This is a genomic window from Nocardia acidivorans NBRC 108247 (assembly GCF_001625085.1).
GTDB lineage: Bacteria > Actinomycetota > Actinomycetes > Mycobacteriales > Mycobacteriaceae > Nocardia > Nocardia acidivorans.
Genome location: NZ_BDAW01000098.1, coordinates 13,993 through 34,034 on the forward strand (window position 1 = coordinate 13,993; position 20,042 = coordinate 34,034).

The window sequence follows — 20,042 nt, forward strand, 5'->3', positions numbered from 1 at the left end:
GCATATGTGCTTAATCGCAGGGGGCTTTTGGAGAAAGAGCCGGGATCAGCTCTCCGGATCGCGATACCGGCGGACGACCACCTTCGCGGGTCGTACCGACCGATCGGCAATGGTGAGGCCGGGCCGCAACACCGCCTCGACGGTGCGATCCGCGGCCGGATCGGTGGTGGCGCGGGTGTCGGCGGCCTCCATGGTGAGGGCGTCGAACGCGGCGTCCGTGGCCGGGCGCACGATCTGGCCGCCGCGTCCGACCAGCAGCCGCTCCACCCGATTCGCGAAGGTTTCGAATGCCGTCCGCTCGGTCTCGGAACCGGCGGTGGCGGCCAGCGACAGCGCATCGCCGAAGACCGCGAAGAGTTCCACGACCAGCGGCGCATCCGCGCCCGCGCGCTCGCGCTGCGCCCGCGCCCTGGCGTCGTCGGCCAGGCGCTCCAGGGTGGCCGCCTGGCGGGCGATCACCCGGGTCAGATCATCGATGCGTTCGCTCAGCTGCGCGGTGCCCACACCGGTATCGGATTCGGTTGCGCTGTCGGGGTTCCCGGTCGCCGCGGCGGGTTCGGTCATGCCCGAACCTTAATCCCGATGGTCGGTCATGGCTGCTACGATCGCCGCCATGGGGGTCTTCGGCATCGACCTGGGCACAACGAATTCCGCGATTGCGCGTATCGACGCGGACGGTCGCCCGGAAATCTTGATCGGTATGAATGGGGAGCCGACGGTGCCGTCGGTGGTGCTGTTCGCCTCGGCCGATGATCATGTGGTGGGCGAGGGTGCGCGGCGTCAGGCGCGGCTCGATCCCGAGCACGTGTGCGCCCTGGTGAAACGGCGCATGGGCGATGCGGATTGGCGCTTCATGGCGCACGGGCAGAGCTGGTCCGCGCCCGCGGTTTCCTCGCTCATCCTCAAGAGCCTGGCCGCCGATGCCGAATTCGGGGGCGGCGGCACCGTGCAGCGTGTGGTCATCACCGTGCCCGCGTACTTCGGTGACGAGGAGCGCCGGGCCACCATTCAGGCCGGAACCTATGCCGGATTCGATGTCGCCGGTGTGCTCTCCGAACCCATTGCCGCGGCGCTGTCCTACGGGTTCGGCCGCCTGGACGGCAGTGTCGATATCGGCAAGAGCGGCGGCCGCGAGACCGTGCTGGTCTACGACCTCGGCGGCGGCACCTTCGACGCCACCGTCATCGAATTGTCCGATCGGCGCATCTCGGTGCTCGCGGTCGAAGGCGATCATCAGCTCGGCGGGGCCGACTGGGACGAGCGCATAGCCCTGCACCTGTCCCAGCAGTTCTGCGCCGCGAATCCGGAGGCCGAAGACCCGCTCGATGATTCGGCCGGCTCGCAGATGCTGGTGCTCGCGGCCGAGCGCGCCAAATGCGAACTCAGCGAGTCCGAGCAGACCGAGGTCCTGGTCGCACACGACGGTGTCCGCGCGGTCATCACGCTGACTCGCGCCGAGATGGAGGCCATGACGGCCTCGCTCATGCGCCGCACCCTCGACCTCACCAAAGCGTGCCTGGCCGCAGCCGGACAGCGCGGGGTGCATCAGGTGGATCGGGTCCTGCTGGTCGGCGGCTCCTCCCGAATGCCGATGGTGGCGCGGGAATTGCAGCGGGAGCTGGGTCTGGTCGGCGAACTGCGCGATCCGGATCTGTCGGTCGCGCGCGGCGCGGCGCTGTACGGCGAGAAGTTGGAGATGGAACGGCTCGTGGTCGCCGATCTGGTGACTCGGGGCCGCCTGCGCGACGGCTCCGATCTGCACGAGGCCGATCCGCGCGAACTGGAGCAGTCGCTGAGCCGGGTCGCCGCGTCCTTCGGACAGCCGGTGGGGCTGGTGCGCCGCATGCTGGAAATCCAGGTCGACACCGTGGTCTCGCGTGGCTTCGGCGTACTCGCGCTGGACAGTTACAACGGGCTGGCGGCGAGTTGGCTGGTACATCGCAATCAGACACTGCCCATTCGGGTGCGGCGCTCCTACGGCACCGTGCGCGCCGATCAGGATCAGATCGAGCTGACCATCGTGGAGCAGCAGGGGCAGGCCGCCTCGACCCGGCCGGAGGATTCGAAAGTCCTGGTGGAGGGGCGAATCAAGGATATTCCGCCCGGCTATCCGGCGGGCAGTGAAGTCCAGGTCACCTTCGAGATGGGTTTCGACGGGGTGCTGCACGTGACCGCGTACCACGTGGATGCGCGTATGCCCCTTGCCCTTTCGGTGCAGACCGGGGCCACGCTCTCGCAGGCTGATGTGGCGCGCGAGTTGGATCAGCTGCAGCGCACCCGCCGCCGCGCCGTCTAGAACCAGAGCCATGCACGCCTTCGACCCGAACGACTATCGCAAGCGAGTGCTCGCCGCCGTGGAACGCCGCGGCGGCATCGAGGCGTCGGATGCGTTCGAGCTGTACGACATTCCGCTCGACGAGGCGGGCACGCTGGGCGATGCGCAGGTCCGATCGCGGGTGGCCGAGGTGTGGGGATTCTGGCAGAAACAGCGCGATCATCCGAAGTATCGGGTGCTGGCCGGACTGCTGGTGGACGCGCACGAGCGACTCTCCGCGCCGCTGCTGCACGCCTCCTCGCGACGGGTGGAGGCCGAGCGGGTGACGCAGCTGCGCGAGCGGCGCGACTCCGAGCGCTTCGAGATGATCGACACCGCCATCGAGCGACTTGTGCAGCGGCACGGCGGAATTCCGGCGGGCAAGGTGGCCGGGCTGGAAGACATCGGCAAGATGAGCGGCCTGGACGCCGCCGAGGTGCGGGCGCGGCTGCGGCGGCACCTCGTACTCGAGGAGACGGCCGCCCCCGCGACCCCGCCGCCCGCCGGGGTGAGTGCGCAACGGCGGCAACAGATTCGCAAGCTGCTCGCCGAATACGACCGCCTGCTCCCCGGGGATCCGGTCCCCACCCTGCTGGCACTGCTCGGCCTGGACTTCACCAAAGCTCACCAGACCGGCGAGATTCGTTTGCGCGCGGAGGCTTTGCGCGCCCGCACCCGGGAGCTGCCGCCGGGCCGCGTGCGCGTGGTTCTGGACGAGCTGCTGGTGCACGTCAGCGACCTGCTCGAAACCGGTGCGGTCGGTGACTATCTCGCGGCGATCATCGAGGACGCCACCGAACTGCTGCGCCCGCAGGTTCGTGCCGCGGTCCTGGTCGAAGACAGCCTGGTCGCAGGCGATTACGAATTTCTGGTGGGTGAGGCCATCGCCGCGGGCCTGGATCGCGCCGCCGCCGAAAAGGTGATCCTCGCCCTGGCGGCCGAACTCGGCACCACCGTCGAAGGCAAGGACCGGCCGTCGAATTCCACTACCGCCCCACCGGGTTCCGCCATCCCGCCGATCTCGTTCGCCCGTCCGGACCGGGCATCGTCCGGCCGCGACAGCGGCCGCGCGGACACCGCCACCGGGCATTCGAGCTCCCGGGACGGTGGAACATATTCCGGCGCAGGCTCTTCCGCGTCCGGCGGCGGCTCGGGTTCGGAGTATCGGCGCGTGCCGCCGCTGCCGCCCCCACCGCCGGTGCGGGCCTGGGAGGAGCCCCTGAAGGCGGCGCGGGCGGCACTCCGGGCCGGACACCCCTGCGCGGCGAAGGAACATGTCGCCGCGGCGGAACGGATTGCCGGCGGCGACAGTGCCGGGACGACTTCGGTGCGCCCGATCGCCGAACTGGTGGAGCGGGTACTGGCCGAGGCGTCGGTCCATTGGCGTGCCGCCGCGGCCGGATGTGCGGGTCGGCGGTATATGGAAGCCCTCGAGCACCTCGAATACCTGGAGCGCTCCGCCGCCGATGTGCCGAATCCGGACGGCCGCGGCCTCACCCTGGAACAGCTGCTGATCCAGGCCCGTTCGGCCCTCGCCGAGGCCGACCGCATGTTCGCCGCCGCCCCGCCCGCTCCCGCCGCGGCTCGAATGCGCGCGCTGCGAGCGGTTTTCGAGGTCTGCGCCGATCACGCCGGAACCGTCGCCGCGCTCGGCGAGCTCCCCGTGGAGGCCCCGGGCCAGGTCACCGCCACCCGCAAACCGGACGGCACCGTGGTCATCGCCTGGTCCCCGTCCCCGACCGAGCAGGTCGAATACCGCGTCACCCGTTTACAACCCGACGGCTCGTGGCGGGTGGTCGGCCGTACCCGGGGCACCGCCCTCGAAGACGGCGCGGCCGGAACCGGCTCGGTCCCGGTCTACGGCGTCGTGGCCTCGGTCTCCGGGCGAGCCTCCGAGGTGACCCGCTCCGACGGCCAGGTCCCCGCGAGCACCACCGCCGATACCCCGGCCGAAGACCCCACCCCGTCCGGTATGCCCACCGTGACGGCGCTGGCCGAACGCGCGGGCCTGCTCGCCTTCACCTGGCCGGTAGGCATCACCGAGGTCATGGTGGTCGCCCGCCCCGACGCCCCGCCCACCACGCCGGACGATCCGCGGGCGGCCCGCAAATGGAAGGTCACCAATACCCGCTACCAGATCGACGGCGGCGCGAAACTCCCCGTCGATCTGCCCCGCCCCTGCCACCTCGCCGTAGCCTCCTGCCGTCGTGAACCCTCCGGAACCCTCACGGTCGCAGCCGGTTTCGCCGCAGCGGCGCGCATCCACCTCGATCGCTGACTGCGCCCTCGTCATCCCGGCACTTGTTGCGCCTCGTCATCCCGGGATACTTTTGGCCGGGATGCACACTGGCTGTGCTGCAACAGGTTGCGATGGATCCCGGCCAAAAGCGCGCCGGGACGACGGGGGTGGGTCGCGCCGGGGCTCTCCGGTCGGGCTCGGGGGACTCCGGGCTGGTCCGATCCCCGCGCGGGAGGGCTGGCGGTGTGATTGGGGAGGGGCCTGCCGGTGGCCGGTGACCGCCGTGGGAATCTGGTGGGGGCCGCCGCCGTTGCTGCGAAGGCTGGTCATGACTGGAAGGCGGAGCTGGGTGATTCCGAAACTTGTGGCGGTGAGCGACATTCACGTCGGTCATCAGGGCAATAAGCCCGTGGTGGAGGCTATCCGGGCGGATTCGCCGGAGGATTGGCTGATTCTCGCCGGGGATGTGGGGGAGAAGACCGATGACTTCCGGTGGGCCCTGGAGACGCTGAAGAAGCAGTTCGCCAAGGTGATCTGGGTGCCCGGGAATCACGAACTATGGACCACCGCAAAGGATCCCGTGCAGATGCACGGTGCGGGGCGGTACGACTACCTGGTGTCCATCTGCCGGGATCTGGATGTGCTGACCCCGGAGGATCCGTTCCCGGTGTGGACCGGTGCGGGCTCGGAAGAGTACGGCGGCGCGGTCACGCTGGTGCCGATGTTCCTGCTCTACGACTACTCCTGGCTGCCCGCTGGGACCACCACCAAAGCGGCCGGACTGGCGCTGGCGCGTGAGCGCAATGTGGTCGCCACCGACGAGTTCCTGCTCTCCTGCGAGCCGTACGTGACCCGGGATGCCTGGTGTCACGCTCGTGTGCAGTACACCCGGCGGCGGCTGGACGCACTGCCCGCGGACACCCCGTTGGTGCTGATCAATCACTTCCCGCTGCTGCGCGAGATCACCGATATGCTCTGGTACCCGGAGTTCGCGCTGTGGTGCGGCACCGATCTCACCGCCGACTGGCACACCACCTACAACGTGGTCTGCTCGGTCTACGGACACCTGCACATCCCGCGCACCACCTATCACGACGGTGTCCGCTTCGAAGAGGTTTCACTCGGCTATCCGAGGGAGTGGCAGCGCCGCGGCCTGCCCGAGCAGTTGCTGCGCCAGATCCTGCCGACGCCGGATTACGGCGACACGCTCAATGAGTGGGGCGGTCACTTCAAGATCACTCCGGAGATGCAGGCGGCCGCGCTGAAGATGCGCGAGGAAGCCCAGCGCCGCCGCGGATTGGCCTAGCCCGCCGAACCGCCGTCTCGTTGCCGACGGTGTCCGGCGGCGGCCGGGTTCGTCCCGCGGTGCGCGTGTTGCGCTGATGTTGCCGTGGGGTACGCACCTATGCGCGCCGTGGCCGGATACGGGGCCTCGTCCAGAGTTTCGGCCCGCCCGCACGCATGATCCTCGCCGGAGCCAATGATTTCGTGCGTGCGCTGAGTCGACTCGGCGCACAGCTCGGCTATCGCGTCACCGTGGTCGACGCGCGCGAAACCTTCGCCACCGCACTGCGATTCCCCGCCGCGCACGAGGTGGTGGTGGATTGGCCGCATCGCTATCTGCGTGCGCAGCACGCGGGCGGACGGATCGACAATCGCACGGTGGTGTGCGTACTCACCCACGACAGCAAATTCGATGTGCCCATGCTCGCCGAGGCGTTGCGTATCGAGGAGATCGGTTTCGTCGGAGCGATGGGTTCGCGCCGCACGCACGCGGAGCGCCTGGAGCGCCTCGTCGCCGCCGGTGTCGGCCCGGAACAGCTGCGGCGACTGCGCAGTCCGCTCGGCTTGGATCTGAACGCCGCCACCCCGGACGAGACCGCGGTTTCCATTGCCGCGCAGGTGATCGCCGCGGCCGGACGCGGTTCGGGCCGTCCGCTCGATGAGACGGACGGCCCGATTCACCACTGACATCGGAGCTACCTCTGGCCCGGATCCTCACTGCCGCAGCTTGATTCAGCCGAGGGCGACCACGGCGCAGGCGCCGAGGAAGATCACCTGCACGACCGTGCGCAGCGGCAGCGGCATGGTCTTCACGCCGATGTCCTGCTTGGCGGCGCGCACATTCGCCGGAAACATGATGAGCAGCAGCAGGAACAGGCAGATCGCCGCGATTCGGGGGAACGGCGGGATCAGCAGCCCCAGTGCGCCGGCTGCCTCCAGTACGCCGGTAAGCGTCACCATGGCCGCCGCATTGGGGAAGGCGGGCGGCACCATGGCGATGAGCTCGCCGCGCTTGGGCTGAACGAAATGCGCCCCGGCGGTGAGGGCGAACATGACGGCCAATCCGAGGGCCGTGGTGTGCGGCCAGGAGTCGAGCCAGTCCGGACCGACGAGCCGGCCGATGAGGCGGGTGAGTCCGGTGACAACGGCGAGGGCGATCAGCGGGGCCATGGGGTTCTCCTGCGTTCGTTTAATCTTGACAGTGGAAAGATTAGGGCTGACCGGGAAACTTGTCAATGCCTAGATTGCGGGCCATGATTGATCCATGGCGAAGAGCAGCTACCACCACGGCGATCTGCGGGCCACCATCCTGGCCGCGGCGGCCGAACAGATCGCCGCCGACGGCGTCGACGCGATCTCCCTGCGCGGCCTGGCCCGCCGCGCCGAGGTCTCACACGCGGCACCCGCCCACCACTTCGGAGATCGCGCCGGGCTGCTCACCGCCCTCGCGATCGAGGGTTTCGACCTGCTGGCCGAGGAGATGAATGCCGCCGCGGACGACTTCCACGCCGCCGCGATCGCTTACATCCGGTTCGCCCTGCATCATCCGGGCCATTTCGACGTGATGTACCGCCGCGACCTGATCAATGCCGACGATCCGCGACTTGTCCAGGCGCGCAGTCGATCCGGCGCGGCCCTGCGCTCGGGTGCCGCCGCGAACCAACCCGATCCGAGTGAAAAGGGCCAGCTCGCAACCCAACTCGCCGCCTGGTCCCTGGTGCACGGCTTCGCGGTGCTCTGGCGCGAGGGCGCACTGGAGCAGTCACCCCTGAACTCCGAGTCCGATCCCGAAACCCTGGCCCGCGCCATGATCGCCACCGTCCGATTCGACTGAACCCCCGGGGCTCGCGGCGACCCTCGTCATCCCGGCGTGTTCGTGGCCGGGATCCACCCGCCGCGGGCACGAGGCATTCGGCTCGGCCGGTAGGCTCGATCACTGCAAGTGGTGGTGCGATCAGGAGGCGGTCATCGAAGAGCGGGCAGTCGCGGCGACGGAGTCGGCGCGCATTCTGGGCAGAATCCTTCCCCCGGGCGTCGCCGCCGCCGAAATGGTGGCGTATCCGGAGGGCCTGAAACCGCACCCCGGTGAGGAGCACCTGATCACCCGCGCGGTGGAGAAGCGCCGCCGCGATTTCATCGGCGCGCGCTACTGCGCCCGTCAGGCGCTGGAGCAGCTCGGCGAACCCGCCGTCGCGATCGGCAAGGCCGAGGACGGCGGCCCGGTCTGGCCGCGCGGGATTGTCGGCAGCCTCACCCACTGCGACGGCTACAAGGCCGCCGTCCTCGGGCACAAGCTGCGCTTCCGATCCATCGGCATCGATGCCGAACCGCATGCCTCGCTCCCCGACGGCGTGCTCGATTCGGTCAGCCTCGCACCCGAAAGGCAGTGGCTGGCAACGGTTCTGCCGGGCACCGCACTGCACCTGGATCGCCTGCTGTTCTGCGCCAAGGAGGCCACCTACAAGACGTGGCGGCCGCTCACCGGCCGCTGGCTGGGCTTCGAGGACGCGCACATCACCTTCACCGTCGACGAGGAGTCGGCCGGCACCGGTGCGGGCACCTTCCACACCGAACTGCTGATTCCGGGCCACACCACCGACGGCGGCGCCGCGCTGAAGAGCTTCGACGGCCGCTGGCTGATCTCCGACGGACTCATTCTGACCGCGATCGTGGAGGGCTGATGGGCGAGAAGCGCACACCCGTGGTCGACGCCCTCGGCGGGCTGCTGATCGTCGACAAGGACCAGGGCTGGACCAGTCACGACGTGGTGGCCAAGAGCCGAGGTCTGTTGCGTACCAAGAAGGTCGGGCACGCGGGCACCCTGGACCCGATGGCGACCGGCGTGCTCGTACTGGGTGTCGAGCGGGCCACCAAACTGCTCGGCCAATTGATTCTGACCACCAAGGCGTACACCGCCACCATTCGCCTCGGGCAGTCCACCATTACCGACGATGCCGAGGGTGAGGTCACCGCCACCACCACCGCCGCGCACGTCACCGATGCCGAAATCGCCTCCGGCATAGCGGAATTGACCGGCGATATCCAGCAGGTCCCGGCGACCGTCAGCGCCATCAAGATCAATGGTGAGCGCGCCTACGCCCGCGCCCGCGCGGGTGAGGACGTCCAACTGGCCGCCCGGCCCGTCACCGTCAGCCGCTTCGATATCCTGGCCCGCCGCGATATCGACACCGGCGCAGGGCAATTCGTGGACCTGGACGTCGAGGTCGAATGCTCGTCCGGCACCTACATTCGCGCCCTGGCCCGCGACCTCGGCGAAAAGCTCGGGGTGGGAGGTCATCTCACCGCCCTGCGCCGCACCCGGGTAGGCCCCTTCACCCTCGAACACGCCCGCACGCTGGAAGCCCTCGCCGCCTCGGCGGCGGCCGGTGATCCGCTGCTGAGCCTGGATATCGACGAGGCCGTCCGCACCGCCTTCACCCTGCGCGATATCAGCGATAAGGAAGCCGACGACCTGCGCAACGGCCGCTGGCTGGAGCCCGCCGGAATCCACGGCGTCTACGCCGCGATCGATTCCACCGGCCAGGCCATCGCCCTGCTGAAGGAGAGCGGTAAGCGGGCCTCCTCGGTGCTGGTGGTCCGTCCCGCGAATCTCTAACCGGCCATGGGGGATCGCAGCGGGGCGAGCGCGCCCAGCAGCGCTCCCACGCATACTTCCCGCAGCACCGGTCGCGGACAGGCGGGTTTCTCCAGCCAGTCGACGATCAGGACCCGCACGAAGGTGAGCCGGCTCATCAGCACGCCGCTGAGCGCGAACTGGCTTCGGGCGAACTGTACGGGAAATCCGGTGCCACCCTGGCCGACACCTGAGCGGCCTACAGTGCACTGGTGGTGGAATTGCGGCAGTTGCGGTACTTCGTGGCGGTAGCGGAAGAATTGCACTTCCGGCGGGCGGCGGAACGCCTGTTCATCTCCACCCCGACCCTGAGCCAGCAGATCCGCGCCATCGAGCGCGAGGTCGGCGGTCCGCTGCTGATCCGGGGCTCGCAGGGCGTCGGATTGACCGCTGCCGGTGAGGTTTTGCTCGAAACCGCGCGCGGGGTGCTGGAGGCCGCGGAGAACGCGCTGCGCGAGACCCGCATGGTCGCCAATCCCGAACGCTCGGTCTTCCGGCTCGGCGTGGTGAACGGTGCGCCGACCTGGTTACCGGCGCGCATCGAGGCCCTGCTCAAGGCGCGGCAACCAGGCGCGCGCGTGGTGCTGACCGGTGGCCCCAGCGCCGATCAGGTCCGGCTGCTCGATCGCGAGGATGTCGATCTCGCGGTGCTGCGCATGCCGATTCGCCTGCCCGACCACCTCACCAGCGCCGCCATCGCCCAGGAGGAATTGGGCATTGTGATGTCCCGCGAACACCCCCTGGCCACCCGCGACACCATCGAGCCGGCGCAGCTGCGCGATCAGGAATTGATCATGTTCGCTCGCGATGCCGCCCCCGAACTGCACGATTCGATGCTGGCCCAATTGCGCGAGCGCGGTGCGGCGGTCGCCCTCAGCGACAGCGCCATGAGTCACGCGCAGATGCTCTCACTGCTCCCGATGCGCCCCGCCGCCATCGGCCTGGGCTCCTCCCGCACCGCGTCGGCCCCCGGATTGGTGTGGCGGCCTTTACAACCGCGCCCGGTGGTGGTCACCTATGTGGCCGCCTGGCGTCCGGCCGCCCGGAATACGGCCCTGCACACCGTCGCCGAGGCGCTCTCCGGCGGCGTCAGATTCGCACCGTGATCGGCCGTGTTAGCCCGCCGCTAAGCCGGATTCAGCACTGCGACATGGACGCGCACCGCCGCCGCCGGTTTGCTGAAAGGCATGACGCACAAGGGAATTGATGACGAGTTCGGCCGGGTGGTCGTCGTGGGCGGCGGCTCCGGAATGGGTCTGGCCATCGCGGACGAACTGCTCGCGGCCGGAGCCGAGGTGACCATCGTGGGCCGCTCACCCGAGCGACTCGCGGACGCGGTACGCGAACTCGGCGACGGCAAACTCACCGCGATCGCCGCCGATATCGGTGACGAGGAACAGGTCCGCCGGGTCTTCGACACCGTCGGCACGATCGACCACGTGGTGACCACCGCCGGCGACACCACCGGAACCTACGGCCCCATCAAGGATTTCGACTTCCCCAACGGCCGCGGCTTCATCGAGACCAAGGTCATCGGGTCCATGCTGCTGGCCAAGCACGCGCGGATCACCCCGGGCGGTTCGCTCACCTTCACCTCGGGAATCGCCGCCTATCGCCCCGCGGTCGGCGGGGCCATGGTGGCCGCGGTGAACGCCGCCCTGGAGGGGTTGGCCCGCGCCCTCGCGGTGGAGCTCGGACCCACCCGGGTCAATGTGGTCTCACCCGGCTGGGTGCGCACCGGCATCTGGGATCGAATGACCTGGGACGACAAGGACGAGCGCCTGCGGGCCATGGCCGAACGACTCCCCGCCGGTCGCCTGGGCCGACCGGATGACATTGCGCGGGCGGTGCTTTCGCTGCTGCGCAATCGGTTCGTCACCGGCACCGTCCTGCACGTCGACGGCGGTCACCGCCTGGTATGACGCCCCGCGGGAATCCTGTTGGGCGACAGGCTAGTTCTCGTGCGTGAGCCAAATGGCCTCGGCGGCGATGCTGCCGAGGTCGATGGTGCGCTCGTCCACGCGCACCGCGATTGTCCCGGCGAAATCCCGCCGCTCCACCACAGCGATCGGCGTATCGAGGGCGATGCCGAGGGAATCGAAGTAGCGCAGCATCGCCGGATCGGAATCCGAGATGCGCGCGACGCGCCCGAACTCACCGTCGCCGAAATTGCTCAGCTGCCGGGCCGGGGGAGTGGGCACCGCACCGTCCACCGACGGAATCGGATCGCCGTGCGGATCCCGGTCCGGATAGCCGAGTTTGGCGTCGATGCGTGCCATCAGGGTCTCGGAGACCGCGTGCTCGAGCACCTCGGCCTCATCGTGCACCTCGTCCCAGCCGTAGCCGAGTTCATTGACGAGGAAGGTCTCGATGAGTCGATGCCGTCGCACCATGGCGATCGCGGCGCGGCGGCCGTCCTCGGTGAGCGTGATGGCCCCGTACCGGGCATGCTGCACCAAACCCTGATCGGCGAGTTTGCGAACCGCTTCGGAGACCGTCGAGGCGGACACCCCGATTCGCTCGGCGAGCAGTTTGGTCGACACTTTCTCCGGCGACCATTCCTGCGCGGTCCAGATCACCTTCAGATAGTCCTGCGCGACCGAGGACAGCACCGGCGCGACACTGGTCGCGACGGCGGTGGAGGTACCGGTGGGTTCGGACGGATCGGCCAGCTCGCGGCGCGTGGCGATGTCTCGTTTTCCGGGCACGTCACCGAGCTTAGGCACAGCCGCAGCGGTTTCACACATCGGCGCGCCTGCCGGTGGATCGCGGCGAACAGGCGTGGTCGAGGGCGGTGCCGAACCGGTGAACGGGCGATGACGAGCATGCTTCGTCCGTGCGAGATCCGGACAGCCGAATATTGTCTGTGACGCGCTTTGCGTAGGCTTCCGGTGTGCAGAGATGGCGAAGTCTCGATGAGATGCCCGCAGAGTGGGGCCGGTGTGTGCTCACGATCGGGGTGTTCGACGGCGTGCACCGTGGTCACGCCCAGCTCATCAGCCGTGCGGTGAAATCCGCTGCGGTGCGGGGTGTTCCGTCGGTGCTCATGACCTTCGACCCGCACCCGCTCGAGGTGGTGCGCCCCGGTTCGCATCCCGCGCAGCTGTCCACCCTGCACCGCCGGGCCGAGCTGGCCGAGGAACTCGGTATCGATGTCTTCCTGGTCATGCCGTTCACCAAGGATTTCATGAAGTTGACACCCGAGCAGTACGTCGAAGAGCTGCTCGTGAACAAGCTGCACGTCTCCGAAGTGGTCGTCGGCGACAACTTCACCTTCGGCAAACAGGCCGCGGGCACCGTGGACACCATGCGTGAACTGGGCTTGCGCTTCGGCTTCGACGTCGACGGCGTCCAACTGCTCGGCGAGCACGCGGTGACCTTCTCGTCCACCTTCGTGCGCGCCTGCCTGGCTTCGGGTGATGTGGCCGCGGCAGCCGAGGCGCTGGGCCGCCCGCATCGGGTCGAGGGCGTGGTGGTGCACGGTGACGGGCGCGGTCGCGGGCTCGGCTTCCCGACCGCGAATGTGGCCCCGGTGCCGCGCGGTGCGATTCCGGCCGACGGGGTGTACGCGGGCTGGTTCACCGTGCTGGACGATCCGGCCCGGACCCGGCGCATGGCTGCCATCTCGGTCGGCACCAACCCGACCTTCGAGGACGGCCGCTCCCGCACGGTCGAGCCGCATATCCTCGATTTCGACGGCGATCTCTACGACAAGCATGTGGCCGTGGACTTCGTCGACCAGCTGCGCGGTATGCGCAAATTCGAGTCGATCGAGGAACTGGTCGAGGCCATCGGCCGCGATGTGGAACAGGCCCGCAAGGTGCTCACCGCCCAGACCGTCGATTAGCCCCGATTAACAGTCCAGGTCAGCGGTCCGGTAACCTCGTCTGTCGGGTTTGCTGTGGTTCGCGGCGGCACCCGCCCGGGGTTCATACACCGGTATCCGAGCGCGGACTGAAAAATCAGGAGTGATTCTGTGGCGCTGACCACTGAGCAGAAGAAGGCCATTCTGGCCGAGTACGGCCTGCACCCGACTGACACCGGTTCTCCGGAGGCTCAGATCGCGATGCTGTCCAAGCGCATTTCCGATCTGACCGAGCACCTCAAGGTGCACAAGCACGACCACCACACGCGCCACGGTCTGCTTGCGCTGATCGGTCGCCGTCGTCGCCTGTCGAAGTACCTGCAGGCCAACGACATCGAGCGTTACCGTTCGCTGATCGAGCGGCTCGGCCTGCGTCGCTGATCGACGCGACACAACACAGCTGCCCAGGTAGTTGACGAACCGGCCAGCGGGGAGGCATAGAATCTCCTCGTTGGCCTTTCGTGCATCCGGTGAACGCTGCCGTACGCACGCCAACATGAGCCGTATGCATCCGTCGCGTGGCGTCGGTCTTCGGTAGTGGCTTTTCGGGGCGCAGCAAGAGGAGAAGTTTTCGCGCTGCCGGAGGGCTTCGATCGATGACCGCCTCCGCGTCGCCGCCTCCAAGGGGAGAGGGCCGGGTGTGCGCGTGCGGGCCAGGAGGGTCCGCGAGCGCCCGTGCCGGGTACGGCTCACCCCTGCCAAGGGGACAAAACAGCCGGATCGCGTAGCGGTGCCCATCCGCGGCGCTGGTATCCGGCGAAGACGAGAGGTTGAGAGAAGAGAATGACCGAAACTGTGACCAGTTCCGCCGCCGAGGTCGAGCCCGGCGTATTCGAGTCCGTCGCGCTGATCGACAACGGCGCCTACGGCACCCGCACCATCCGTTTCGAGACCGGGCGTCTGGCCAAGCAGGCCGCCGGGTCGGTCGTCGCCTACCTGGACGACGAGACCATGCTGCTGTCGGCGACCACCGCCGGTAAGCACCCCAAGGACCAATTCGACTTCTTCCCGCTGACGGTCGATGTCGAAGAGCGCATGTACGCCGCGGGCCGCATCCCCGGCTCGTTCTTCCGTCGCGAGGGCCGCCCCTCCACCGACGCGATCCTGACCTGCCGCCTGATCGACCGGCCGCTGCGCCCGTCCTTCGTCGACGGTCTGCGCAATGAGATCCAGGTCGTCGTGACCGTCATGTCGCTCGATCCCCAGGATCTGTACGACGTGGTCGCCATCAACGCGGCGTCCGCCTCCACTCAGCTTGCGGGACTGCCCTTCTCGGGTCCGGTCGGCGGCGTGCGCGTCGCCCTGATCGGTGACCAGTGGGTCGCGTTCCCGACCGTCGAGCAGCTCGAGGGCGCGGTGTTCGACATGGTCGTCGCCGGTCGTGTCGTCGAGGGTGACGTGGCGATCATGATGGTCGAGGCCGAGGCCACCGACAATGTGCTCGCCCTCATCGCGGACGGCGGCACCGCGCCGACCGAAACCGTTGTGGCACAGGGCCTCGAGGCCGCCAAGCCGTTCATCGCCCGGCTCTGCAAGGCGCAGGCCGATCTGGCCGCGCTGGCCGCCAAGGAGACTGCGGAGTTCCCGGTCTTCCTGCCGTACCAGGCCGATGTCTACGAGGCCGTACTCGGCACCGCCAAGGAGGAGCTGAACGAGGCGCTCGCCATCGCGGGCAAGCAGGAGCGCGAGGAGCGCACCGACGAGATCAAGCTCGCCGTGCTCTCCAGCCTGGCCGAGACCTTCGAGGGTCGCGAGAAGGAGATCGGCGCGGCCTTCCGCTCGGTCACCAAGAAGCTTGTGCGCCAGCGCATCCTGTCCGACGGCTTCCGCATCGACGGTCGCGGTCTGGCCGATATCCGTGCCCTCTCGGCCGAGGTCGCGGTCGTCCCGCGCGCCCACGGTTCGGCGCTGTTCGAGCGCGGCGAGACCCAGATCATGGGTGTCACCACCCTCGATATGGTGAAGATGGCGCAGCAGGTCGACTCGCTCGGCCCGGAGACCTCCAAGCGCTACATGCACCACTACAACTTCCCGCCGTACTCCACCGGTGAGACCGGTCGCGTGGGCTCGCCCAAGCGTCGCGAGATCGGCCACGGCGCTCTCGCCGAGCGCGCCCTGATGCCGGTGCTGCCGTCGCAGGAGGAGTTCCCGTACGCCATCCGTCAGGTGTCGGAAGCGTTGTCCTCCAACGGTTCCACCTCGATGGGCTCGGTCTGCGCCTCGACCCTGTCGCTGCTGAACGCCGGTGTGCCGCTCAAGGCCCCCGTCGCCGGTATCGCCATGGGCCTGGTGTCCGACACCATCAAGAACGACAAGGGTGAGGACGAGGTCCGCTACGTCGCGCTGACCGACATCCTGGGCGCGGAAGACGCCTTCGGCGATATGGACTTCAAGGTCGCCGGTACCCCCGAGTTCGTGACGGCGCTGCAGCTGGACACCAAGCTCGACGGCATTCCGTCGCAGGTGCTGGCCGGTGCGCTGAACCAGGCGCGCGATGCCCGTATGACCATCCTGGATGTCATGGCCGAGGCCATCAACATCCCGGACGAGATGAGCCCCTACGCCCCGCGCGTGACGGCCATCAAGATCCCGGTCGACAAGATCGGCGAGGTCATCGGGCCCAAGGGCAAGGTCATCAACCAGATCACCGAGGAAACCGGCGCCAACATCTCGATCGAGGATGACGGCACCGTCTACGTCGGTGCGACCAACGGCCCCGCGGCGCAGGCGGCGATCGATCAGATCAACGCCATCGCGAACCCGCAGCTGCCCAAGGTCGGCGAGCGCTTCCTGGGCACGGTCGTCAAGACCACCGCCTTCGGCGCGTTCGTCTCGCTGCTGCCGGGTCGTGACGGCCTGGTGCACATCTCCAAGCTGGGCAATGGCAAGCGCGTGGCGAAGGTCGAGGACGTGGTGAACGTCGGCGACAAGATCCGCGTCGAGATCGCCGATATCGACAACCGCGGCAAGATCTCGCTCGTGCCCGTCGAGGAAGATTCGGACAACGCGGACGCAGCGGTCGCCGAGACCGTCGCGGCCGAGTGATTGTCGTACGTCTGACGTAAAGTGCGGTGGCCCCCTTGCTCCGGATAATGGAGCGGGGGGCCATCGGTTTTTCCTGTTTTATCGCGCTGCGGGTTGGGAAGCATGGGTCGGAAGAAGGACACTCCACTGTCGGCTAAGAGTTCTGCACTGGTTCTCTCCACATCCGAAGCGCCATATGCCGATACCGGCGTGCGCAAGACCGTGCTGCCCGGCGGCCTACGCGTGGTCACCGAACATGTGCCGGGGGTGCGCTCGGCCTCCATCGGCGTCTGGGTCGGGGTCGGCTCCCGCGATGAGGGCGCCTCGGTCGCCGGGGCCGCGCACTTCCTCGAGCATCTGCTCTTCAAGGCCACGCCCACGCGCTCGGCCCTGGATATCGCACAGGCCATGGACGCGGTCGGCGGTGAACTGAACGCCTTCACCGCCAAGGAACAGACCTGCTACTACGCCCATGTACTGGACGAGGATCTGCCCATGGCGGTGGACCTGGTCACCGATGTGGTGCTCAACGGTCTGTGCCGGGCCGAGGATGTCGACGTCGAACGCCAGGTCGTGCTCGAAGAGATCTGCATGCGCGATGACGATCCCGAGGATATGGTCGGCGACGCCTTCCTGACCGCGCTGTTCGGCGATCATCCGATCGGCCGTCCGGTGATCGGCAGCGTCGAGAGCATCGAGACCATGGCCGCGTCGAAACTGCGGTCCTTCCATCAGCGCCGGTATCGCCCGGACCGGATGGTCGTGGCCGTCGCGGGCAATATCGAGCATGAGCACACCGTCGAACTGGTGCATCGCGCCTTCGCCAATCGCCTCGATCCCATTCGCGAACCCGCTCCCCGCCGCGAGGGCAAATTCCGCCCGCGCAGCGAACCCGAACTGATCCGCATGTATCGCGAGAGCGAGCAGGCGCATCTGGTCTTCGGCACCCGTGCCTTCGGCCGGCACGAGGGTGAGAAGCGCTGGCCGCTCTCGGTCCTGAACACCGTCCTGGGCGGCGGCCTGAGTTCGCGTCTGTTCCAACGCATTCGGGAAGAGCGCGGTCTGGCCTACTCGGTCTACTCCAGCGTCGACACCTTCGCCGATACCGGAGCCTTCTCGGTCTATATCGGCTGTCAGCCCGAAAACCTCGGCAAGGTCGCGAGTCTGGCGCGCGGGGTACTGGAAGAGGTCGCCGCGGACGGCATCACCGATGCCGAATGCGCCCGTGCCAAGGGTTCGCTGCGCGGTGGCCTGGTCCTGGGCCTGGAGGACTCCGGCTCCCGGATGAACCGCATCGGCCGCAGCGAACTCAGCTACGGCAACCACCGCAGCGTCTCCGAAACTCTCGCCCGCATAGATGAAGTCACCACCGACGAGGTCTCCCGCATAGCCACCCAACTGCTGTCCCGCCCCACCGCCGTCTCGGTGGCGGGCCCCTATCGCCGCACCCGCGACCTCCCCGCCGTGGTCCGCCGCCTGGTCGACTGATAGTCGGACTACGGCGGGGGAGTCAGGCCCAGCGAGCGGATCAGGTGGGCTGTTTCGTTGCGGTAGAGCTTGTCCGGGTTCGTGGTCTGGGTGCGCAGGATGCCCAGGATCTCCAGGGAGACCAGGCCGTGCAGGTGGCCCCAGATGCGCAGGGCGATGGCTACGGCGGCCGGGGGTAGATCCGGGAATTGCTCGTCGACCACCCGGATCAGGTGGGGGTCGAAGTCGGGCCAGTCGAATTCGCTGTCGCCCTGGGCCTTCCGGGTCTGGGGCCAGGCACTGGCGGCCAGGCCGATCAGTCCGACGCACATGCGCCGCACCGCTTCCGGGGCGGGTCCGCCGTCGGGAGGTTGGTAGCCGGGCACCGGATCGCCGTAGATGAGCCGGAAGCCCTGCGGGTTGGTCAGCGCCCAGTCGCGGAATGCGTACGCCCACGCCGAGATTCGAGCGGACGCCGCCGTCTCGGGGTGCGCCTCGCGGGCCTGCTCCAGCACATCCGCCAGTTCGGTGGAGACGTCCTGGATGAGGGCGGTGACCAGATCGTCGCGGGTGGGGAAGTAGCTGTAGACGGCGTTCGCGGTCATACCCATCTCGCGGGCGATGGAGCGCAGGGCGATCGCGCCCGGGCCACCCTCGGCCATGAGCCGCAGGGCCACCTCCTTGATTTCCGCGGTGGTCTCCACGCGCCGCTTTTCACGCCGCGTCGGCGCTGCCGTATTCACGATGTGAGTCTACAACGCCGTGTGATGACTGGACGTTGCGTAAAAATTTCACACCGTATAGTTTTCTCACGCCAGGCTAGTTCGCGGAGAAGTGGGAGCATCATGTTCATCGGAATCATCGGGGCGACAGGCAATATCGGGCAGCACCTGGTCGAGGAAGCGGTAGGTCGCGGCCATCGGGTGCGGGCGTTCACCCGCGATGCCGCGGGGACTGTCGACGGTCCGAATGTCAGTTGGGCGAGCCTGGACCTCTTCGACACCGCGGCCGTCACCGCTGCCCTGCCGGGGCTGGATGTCCTGGTCAGCCTCTATCAACCGGGTAATGCCGCAAAGGATTTCGACGCCACCGTGCGCCAGGCGGTCGTCGATCCGACCACACACGTCAAGGCCGCCAATTCGCTGTTGACCGCGCTGCACACCCGGCCGCGGACCCGGCTGGTGGTGGTCGGTGGTGCGGGCAGTCTGGAATTCGCGCCGGGCCGCACTCTCGCCGACGACGATCAGCGATTGGCCGCCACCCTCGAAAGCATCGGGCTGCCATGGGAATACAGTGCCGCCGTGCGCGGTGCACGGGACGGTCTCAATGTGCTGCGCACCTCGAATCGACTCTGGACGTACTTGAGCCCCGCCGAGCAGATCGGACCCGGGCCGCGCACCGGTCGCTATCGCGTCGGGGGCGATCAGGTGGTGGTCGACGAGTCGGGCGTCAGCCGGGTTTCTTTCGCCGATGCAGCGGTAGCGCTCGTCGATGAGATCGAATCTCCGCGATTCATTCAGCGTCGCTTCACCATTGGATACTGAGCCGATTCGCGGTGGTGGCGTGACCATCGGATTGTCGGTGCACGCCATCCCGGCGACGTGGTGTGGCGGTCACGGATCTGCGGCACACTGGCTCGGGTGACGAATCTCAGCAAAGGGGCCAATGTGCCCGTGGCCGCCAATGCCGTTCGTGCCGTGCTCGCGTGGACCGGCGGGCCGGGCGTGCCCGCCGTCGACGCCTCCGCGCTGCTGCTGACCGCGGCGGGGCGGGTGCGGTCGGATATGGATTTCGTCTTCTACAACCAGGGGGAGCATCCGAGTGGGGCGGTGCGCCATCTCGGCAAGCGCGGGGATTTCGATGCGGTCGAGGTGAATCTGGCCGGGGTGCAACCCGATATCGAGCGGATCGCGATCTGCGCCTCCGCCGACGGCGGGACGTTCGGGCAGGTGGCGGGATTGCATCTGCGGGTGATCGACGCGGCGACCGATAGCGAGATCGTGCGGTTCGATATCGCCGCCGGGCCGGAGACGGCCATGCTGTGCGGTGAGCTGTATCGGCGGGCCGGGGCCTGGAAGTTCCGGGCGGTGGGGCAGGGCTGGTCCAGCGGATTGGCCGGATTGGCAACCGATTTCGGCATCACCGTGGATGACGCCCCGACGGCGCAGGCCGCCCCGTATGCGCCGCCGCCCGCGCCTGCCGCTCCCGCGTTCGC

General features: G+C 68.2%; 19 protein-coding genes and 1 pseudogene. 15 read left to right on the forward strand and 5 right to left on the reverse strand.

The window, feature by feature from the left end; genetic code table 11:
* Nucleotides 1-45: 45 nt before the first annotated feature.
* The gene (gene grpE / locus NA10_RS32245) at nucleotides 46-564 is read right to left on the reverse strand and encodes a nucleotide exchange factor GrpE (protein ID WP_084515607.1); all 519 of its coding nucleotides are present in this window, start codon (nucleotides 562-564) and stop codon (nucleotides 46-48) included.
* Between the two features lie 49 nt (nucleotides 565-613).
* On the opposite strand from grpE, the gene NA10_RS32250 reads away from it, so the two are divergent.
* The 4 genes and pseudogenes from NA10_RS32250 to NA10_RS32265 all read left to right on the forward strand — a co-directional run.
* Nucleotides 614-2,296, forward strand: coding sequence for an Hsp70 family protein (locus NA10_RS32250; RefSeq protein ID WP_067574493.1), 1,683 nt, complete (start codon nucleotides 614-616; stop codon nucleotides 2,294-2,296).
* A 10-nt stretch (nucleotides 2,297-2,306) separates the two neighbouring features.
* Nucleotides 2,307-4,592, forward strand: a complete 2,286-nt coding sequence (locus tag NA10_RS32255) for a hypothetical protein (RefSeq protein WP_067574494.1) — start codon at nucleotides 2,307-2,309, stop codon at nucleotides 4,590-4,592.
* Between the two features lie 289 nt (nucleotides 4,593-4,881).
* Nucleotides 4,882-5,859 carry a metallophosphoesterase family protein gene (locus NA10_RS32260; protein ID WP_067574510.1) on the forward strand — a complete coding sequence of 326 codons (978 nt, stop codon included), beginning with the start codon at nucleotides 4,882-4,884 and terminating at the stop codon, nucleotides 5,857-5,859.
* 119 nt (nucleotides 5,860-5,978) lie between these two features.
* Nucleotides 5,979-6,524: pseudogene (locus tag NA10_RS32265) on the forward strand (XdhC family protein); the annotation flags it as partial.
* Between the two features lie 45 nt (nucleotides 6,525-6,569).
* Here the strand turns inward: NA10_RS32265 and NA10_RS32270 are convergent.
* On the reverse strand, nucleotides 6,570-7,007 hold the full coding sequence (locus NA10_RS32270; protein ID WP_067574495.1) for a DoxX family protein: 438 nt from the start codon (nucleotides 7,005-7,007) through the stop codon (nucleotides 6,570-6,572).
* 94 nt (nucleotides 7,008-7,101) lie between these two features.
* Between NA10_RS32270 and NA10_RS32275 the strand changes: the two genes are divergently transcribed.
* The 3 genes from NA10_RS32275 to truB all read left to right on the forward strand — a co-directional run bounded on the left by NA10_RS32275 (nucleotide 7,102) and on the right by truB (nucleotide 9,453).
* On the forward strand, nucleotides 7,102-7,671 hold the full coding sequence (locus NA10_RS32275) for a TetR/AcrR family transcriptional regulator (protein WP_067574496.1): 570 nt from the start codon (nucleotides 7,102-7,104) through the stop codon (nucleotides 7,669-7,671).
* Between the two features lie 172 nt (nucleotides 7,672-7,843).
* A complete protein-coding gene (gene npt, locus NA10_RS32280; RefSeq protein ID WP_067574497.1) occupies nucleotides 7,844-8,518 on the forward strand; it encodes a 4'-phosphopantetheinyl transferase Npt in 675 nt (224 codons plus the stop codon).
* The gene (gene truB / locus NA10_RS32285; protein ID WP_067574498.1) at nucleotides 8,518-9,453 is read left to right on the forward strand and encodes a tRNA pseudouridine(55) synthase TruB; all 936 of its coding nucleotides are present in this window, start codon (nucleotides 8,518-8,520) and stop codon (nucleotides 9,451-9,453) included. The genes npt and truB overlap by 1 nt, the downstream gene beginning before the upstream one ends.
* Here the strand turns inward: truB and NA10_RS37290 are convergent.
* On the reverse strand, nucleotides 9,450-9,590 hold the full coding sequence (locus NA10_RS37290; RefSeq protein ID WP_157556894.1) for a hypothetical protein: 141 nt from the start codon (nucleotides 9,588-9,590) through the stop codon (nucleotides 9,450-9,452). The two genes, truB and NA10_RS37290, sit on opposite strands and share 4 nt — an antisense overlap.
* Before the next feature lie 93 nt (nucleotides 9,591-9,683).
* Here NA10_RS37290 and NA10_RS32290 point away from each other — a divergent pair, with 93 nt between their 5' ends.
* Both NA10_RS32290 and NA10_RS32295 read left to right on the forward strand, forming a co-directional pair.
* Nucleotides 9,684-10,577 carry a LysR family transcriptional regulator gene (locus tag NA10_RS32290; protein ID WP_067574499.1) on the forward strand — a complete coding sequence of 298 codons (894 nt, stop codon included), beginning with the start codon at nucleotides 9,684-9,686 and terminating at the stop codon, nucleotides 10,575-10,577.
* Between the two features lie 81 nt (nucleotides 10,578-10,658).
* Complete coding sequence (locus NA10_RS32295; protein ID WP_067574500.1) at nucleotides 10,659-11,393, forward strand: SDR family oxidoreductase; 735 nt, start codon at nucleotides 10,659-10,661, stop codon at nucleotides 11,391-11,393.
* Between the two features lie 30 nt (nucleotides 11,394-11,423).
* Here the strand turns inward: NA10_RS32295 and NA10_RS32300 are convergent, their stop codons facing one another.
* Complete coding sequence (locus NA10_RS32300; protein WP_373862468.1) at nucleotides 11,424-12,197, reverse strand: metal-dependent transcriptional regulator; 774 nt, start codon at nucleotides 12,195-12,197, stop codon at nucleotides 11,424-11,426.
* Nucleotides 12,198-12,364: 167 nt separating this feature from the next.
* On the opposite strand from NA10_RS32300, the gene NA10_RS32305 reads away from it, so the two are divergent.
* From NA10_RS32305 to NA10_RS32320, 4 genes are all read left to right on the forward strand, one after another.
* Entirely contained in the window at nucleotides 12,365-13,318 is a 954-nt protein-coding gene (locus NA10_RS32305) for a bifunctional riboflavin kinase/FAD synthetase (protein WP_067574501.1), read from the forward strand.
* Between the two features lie 129 nt (nucleotides 13,319-13,447).
* Complete coding sequence (gene rpsO / locus NA10_RS32310) at nucleotides 13,448-13,717, forward strand: 30S ribosomal protein S15 (protein ID WP_067574502.1); 270 nt, start codon at nucleotides 13,448-13,450, stop codon at nucleotides 13,715-13,717.
* 402 nt (nucleotides 13,718-14,119) lie between these two features.
* Entirely contained in the window at nucleotides 14,120-16,381 is a 2,262-nt protein-coding gene (locus tag NA10_RS32315) for a polyribonucleotide nucleotidyltransferase (protein ID WP_067574503.1), read from the forward strand.
* A gap of 102 nt (nucleotides 16,382-16,483) precedes the next feature.
* A complete protein-coding gene (locus NA10_RS32320) occupies nucleotides 16,484-17,848 on the forward strand; it encodes a M16 family metallopeptidase (protein WP_084515610.1) in 1,365 nt (454 codons plus the stop codon).
* Nucleotides 17,849-17,856: 8 nt separating this feature from the next.
* Here the strand turns inward: NA10_RS32320 and NA10_RS32325 are convergent, their stop codons facing one another.
* Nucleotides 17,857-18,570: a TetR/AcrR family transcriptional regulator gene (locus tag NA10_RS32325; RefSeq protein WP_067574504.1), complete on the reverse strand. Its 714-nt coding sequence runs from the start codon at nucleotides 18,568-18,570 to the stop codon at nucleotides 17,857-17,859.
* A 102-nt stretch (nucleotides 18,571-18,672) separates the two neighbouring features.
* Here NA10_RS32325 and NA10_RS32330 point away from each other — a divergent pair, with 102 nt between their 5' ends.
* Both NA10_RS32330 and NA10_RS32335 read left to right on the forward strand, forming a co-directional pair.
* Nucleotides 18,673-19,371, forward strand: a complete 699-nt coding sequence (locus NA10_RS32330) for an NAD(P)-dependent oxidoreductase (protein ID WP_067574505.1) — start codon at nucleotides 18,673-18,675, stop codon at nucleotides 19,369-19,371.
* A 96-nt stretch (nucleotides 19,372-19,467) separates the two neighbouring features.
* A partial coding sequence (locus NA10_RS32335) for a TerD family protein (protein ID WP_169812686.1) occupies nucleotides 19,468-20,042 on the forward strand: 575 nt, incomplete at its 3' end.

What these genes read in the sequence shown, in the direction of transcription:
- NA10_RS32260 (WP_067574510.1), top strand. Translation starts at nt 4,882, where the DNA reads ATGACTGGAAGGCGGAGCTGGGTGATTCCGAAACTTGTGGCGGTGAGC.
- NA10_RS32330 (WP_067574505.1), top strand. Translation starts at nt 18,673, where the DNA reads ATGTTCATCGGAATCATCGGGGCGACAGGCAATATCGGGCAGCACCTG.
- grpE (WP_084515607.1), bottom strand. Translation starts at nt 564, where the DNA reads ATGACCGAACCCGCCGCGGCGACCGGGAACCCCGACAGCGCAACCGAA.
- NA10_RS32275 (WP_067574496.1), top strand. Translation starts at nt 7,102, where the DNA reads ATGGCGAAGAGCAGCTACCACCACGGCGATCTGCGGGCCACCATCCTG.
- NA10_RS32270 (WP_067574495.1), bottom strand. Translation starts at nt 7,007, where the DNA reads ATGGCCCCGCTGATCGCCCTCGCCGTTGTCACCGGACTCACCCGCCTC.
- NA10_RS32315 (WP_067574503.1), top strand. Translation starts at nt 14,120, where the DNA reads ATGACCGAAACTGTGACCAGTTCCGCCGCCGAGGTCGAGCCCGGCGTA.
- truB (WP_067574498.1), top strand. Translation starts at nt 8,518, where the DNA reads ATGGGCGAGAAGCGCACACCCGTGGTCGACGCCCTCGGCGGGCTGCTG.
- NA10_RS32255 (WP_067574494.1), top strand. Translation starts at nt 2,307, where the DNA reads ATGCACGCCTTCGACCCGAACGACTATCGCAAGCGAGTGCTCGCCGCC.
- NA10_RS32295 (WP_067574500.1), top strand. Translation starts at nt 10,659, where the DNA reads ATGACGCACAAGGGAATTGATGACGAGTTCGGCCGGGTGGTCGTCGTG.
- NA10_RS32320 (WP_084515610.1), top strand. Translation starts at nt 16,484, where the DNA reads ATGGGTCGGAAGAAGGACACTCCACTGTCGGCTAAGAGTTCTGCACTG.
- NA10_RS32250 (WP_067574493.1), top strand. Translation starts at nt 614, where the DNA reads ATGGGGGTCTTCGGCATCGACCTGGGCACAACGAATTCCGCGATTGCG.
- NA10_RS37290 (WP_157556894.1), bottom strand. Translation starts at nt 9,590, where the DNA reads ATGAGCCGGCTCACCTTCGTGCGGGTCCTGATCGTCGACTGGCTGGAG.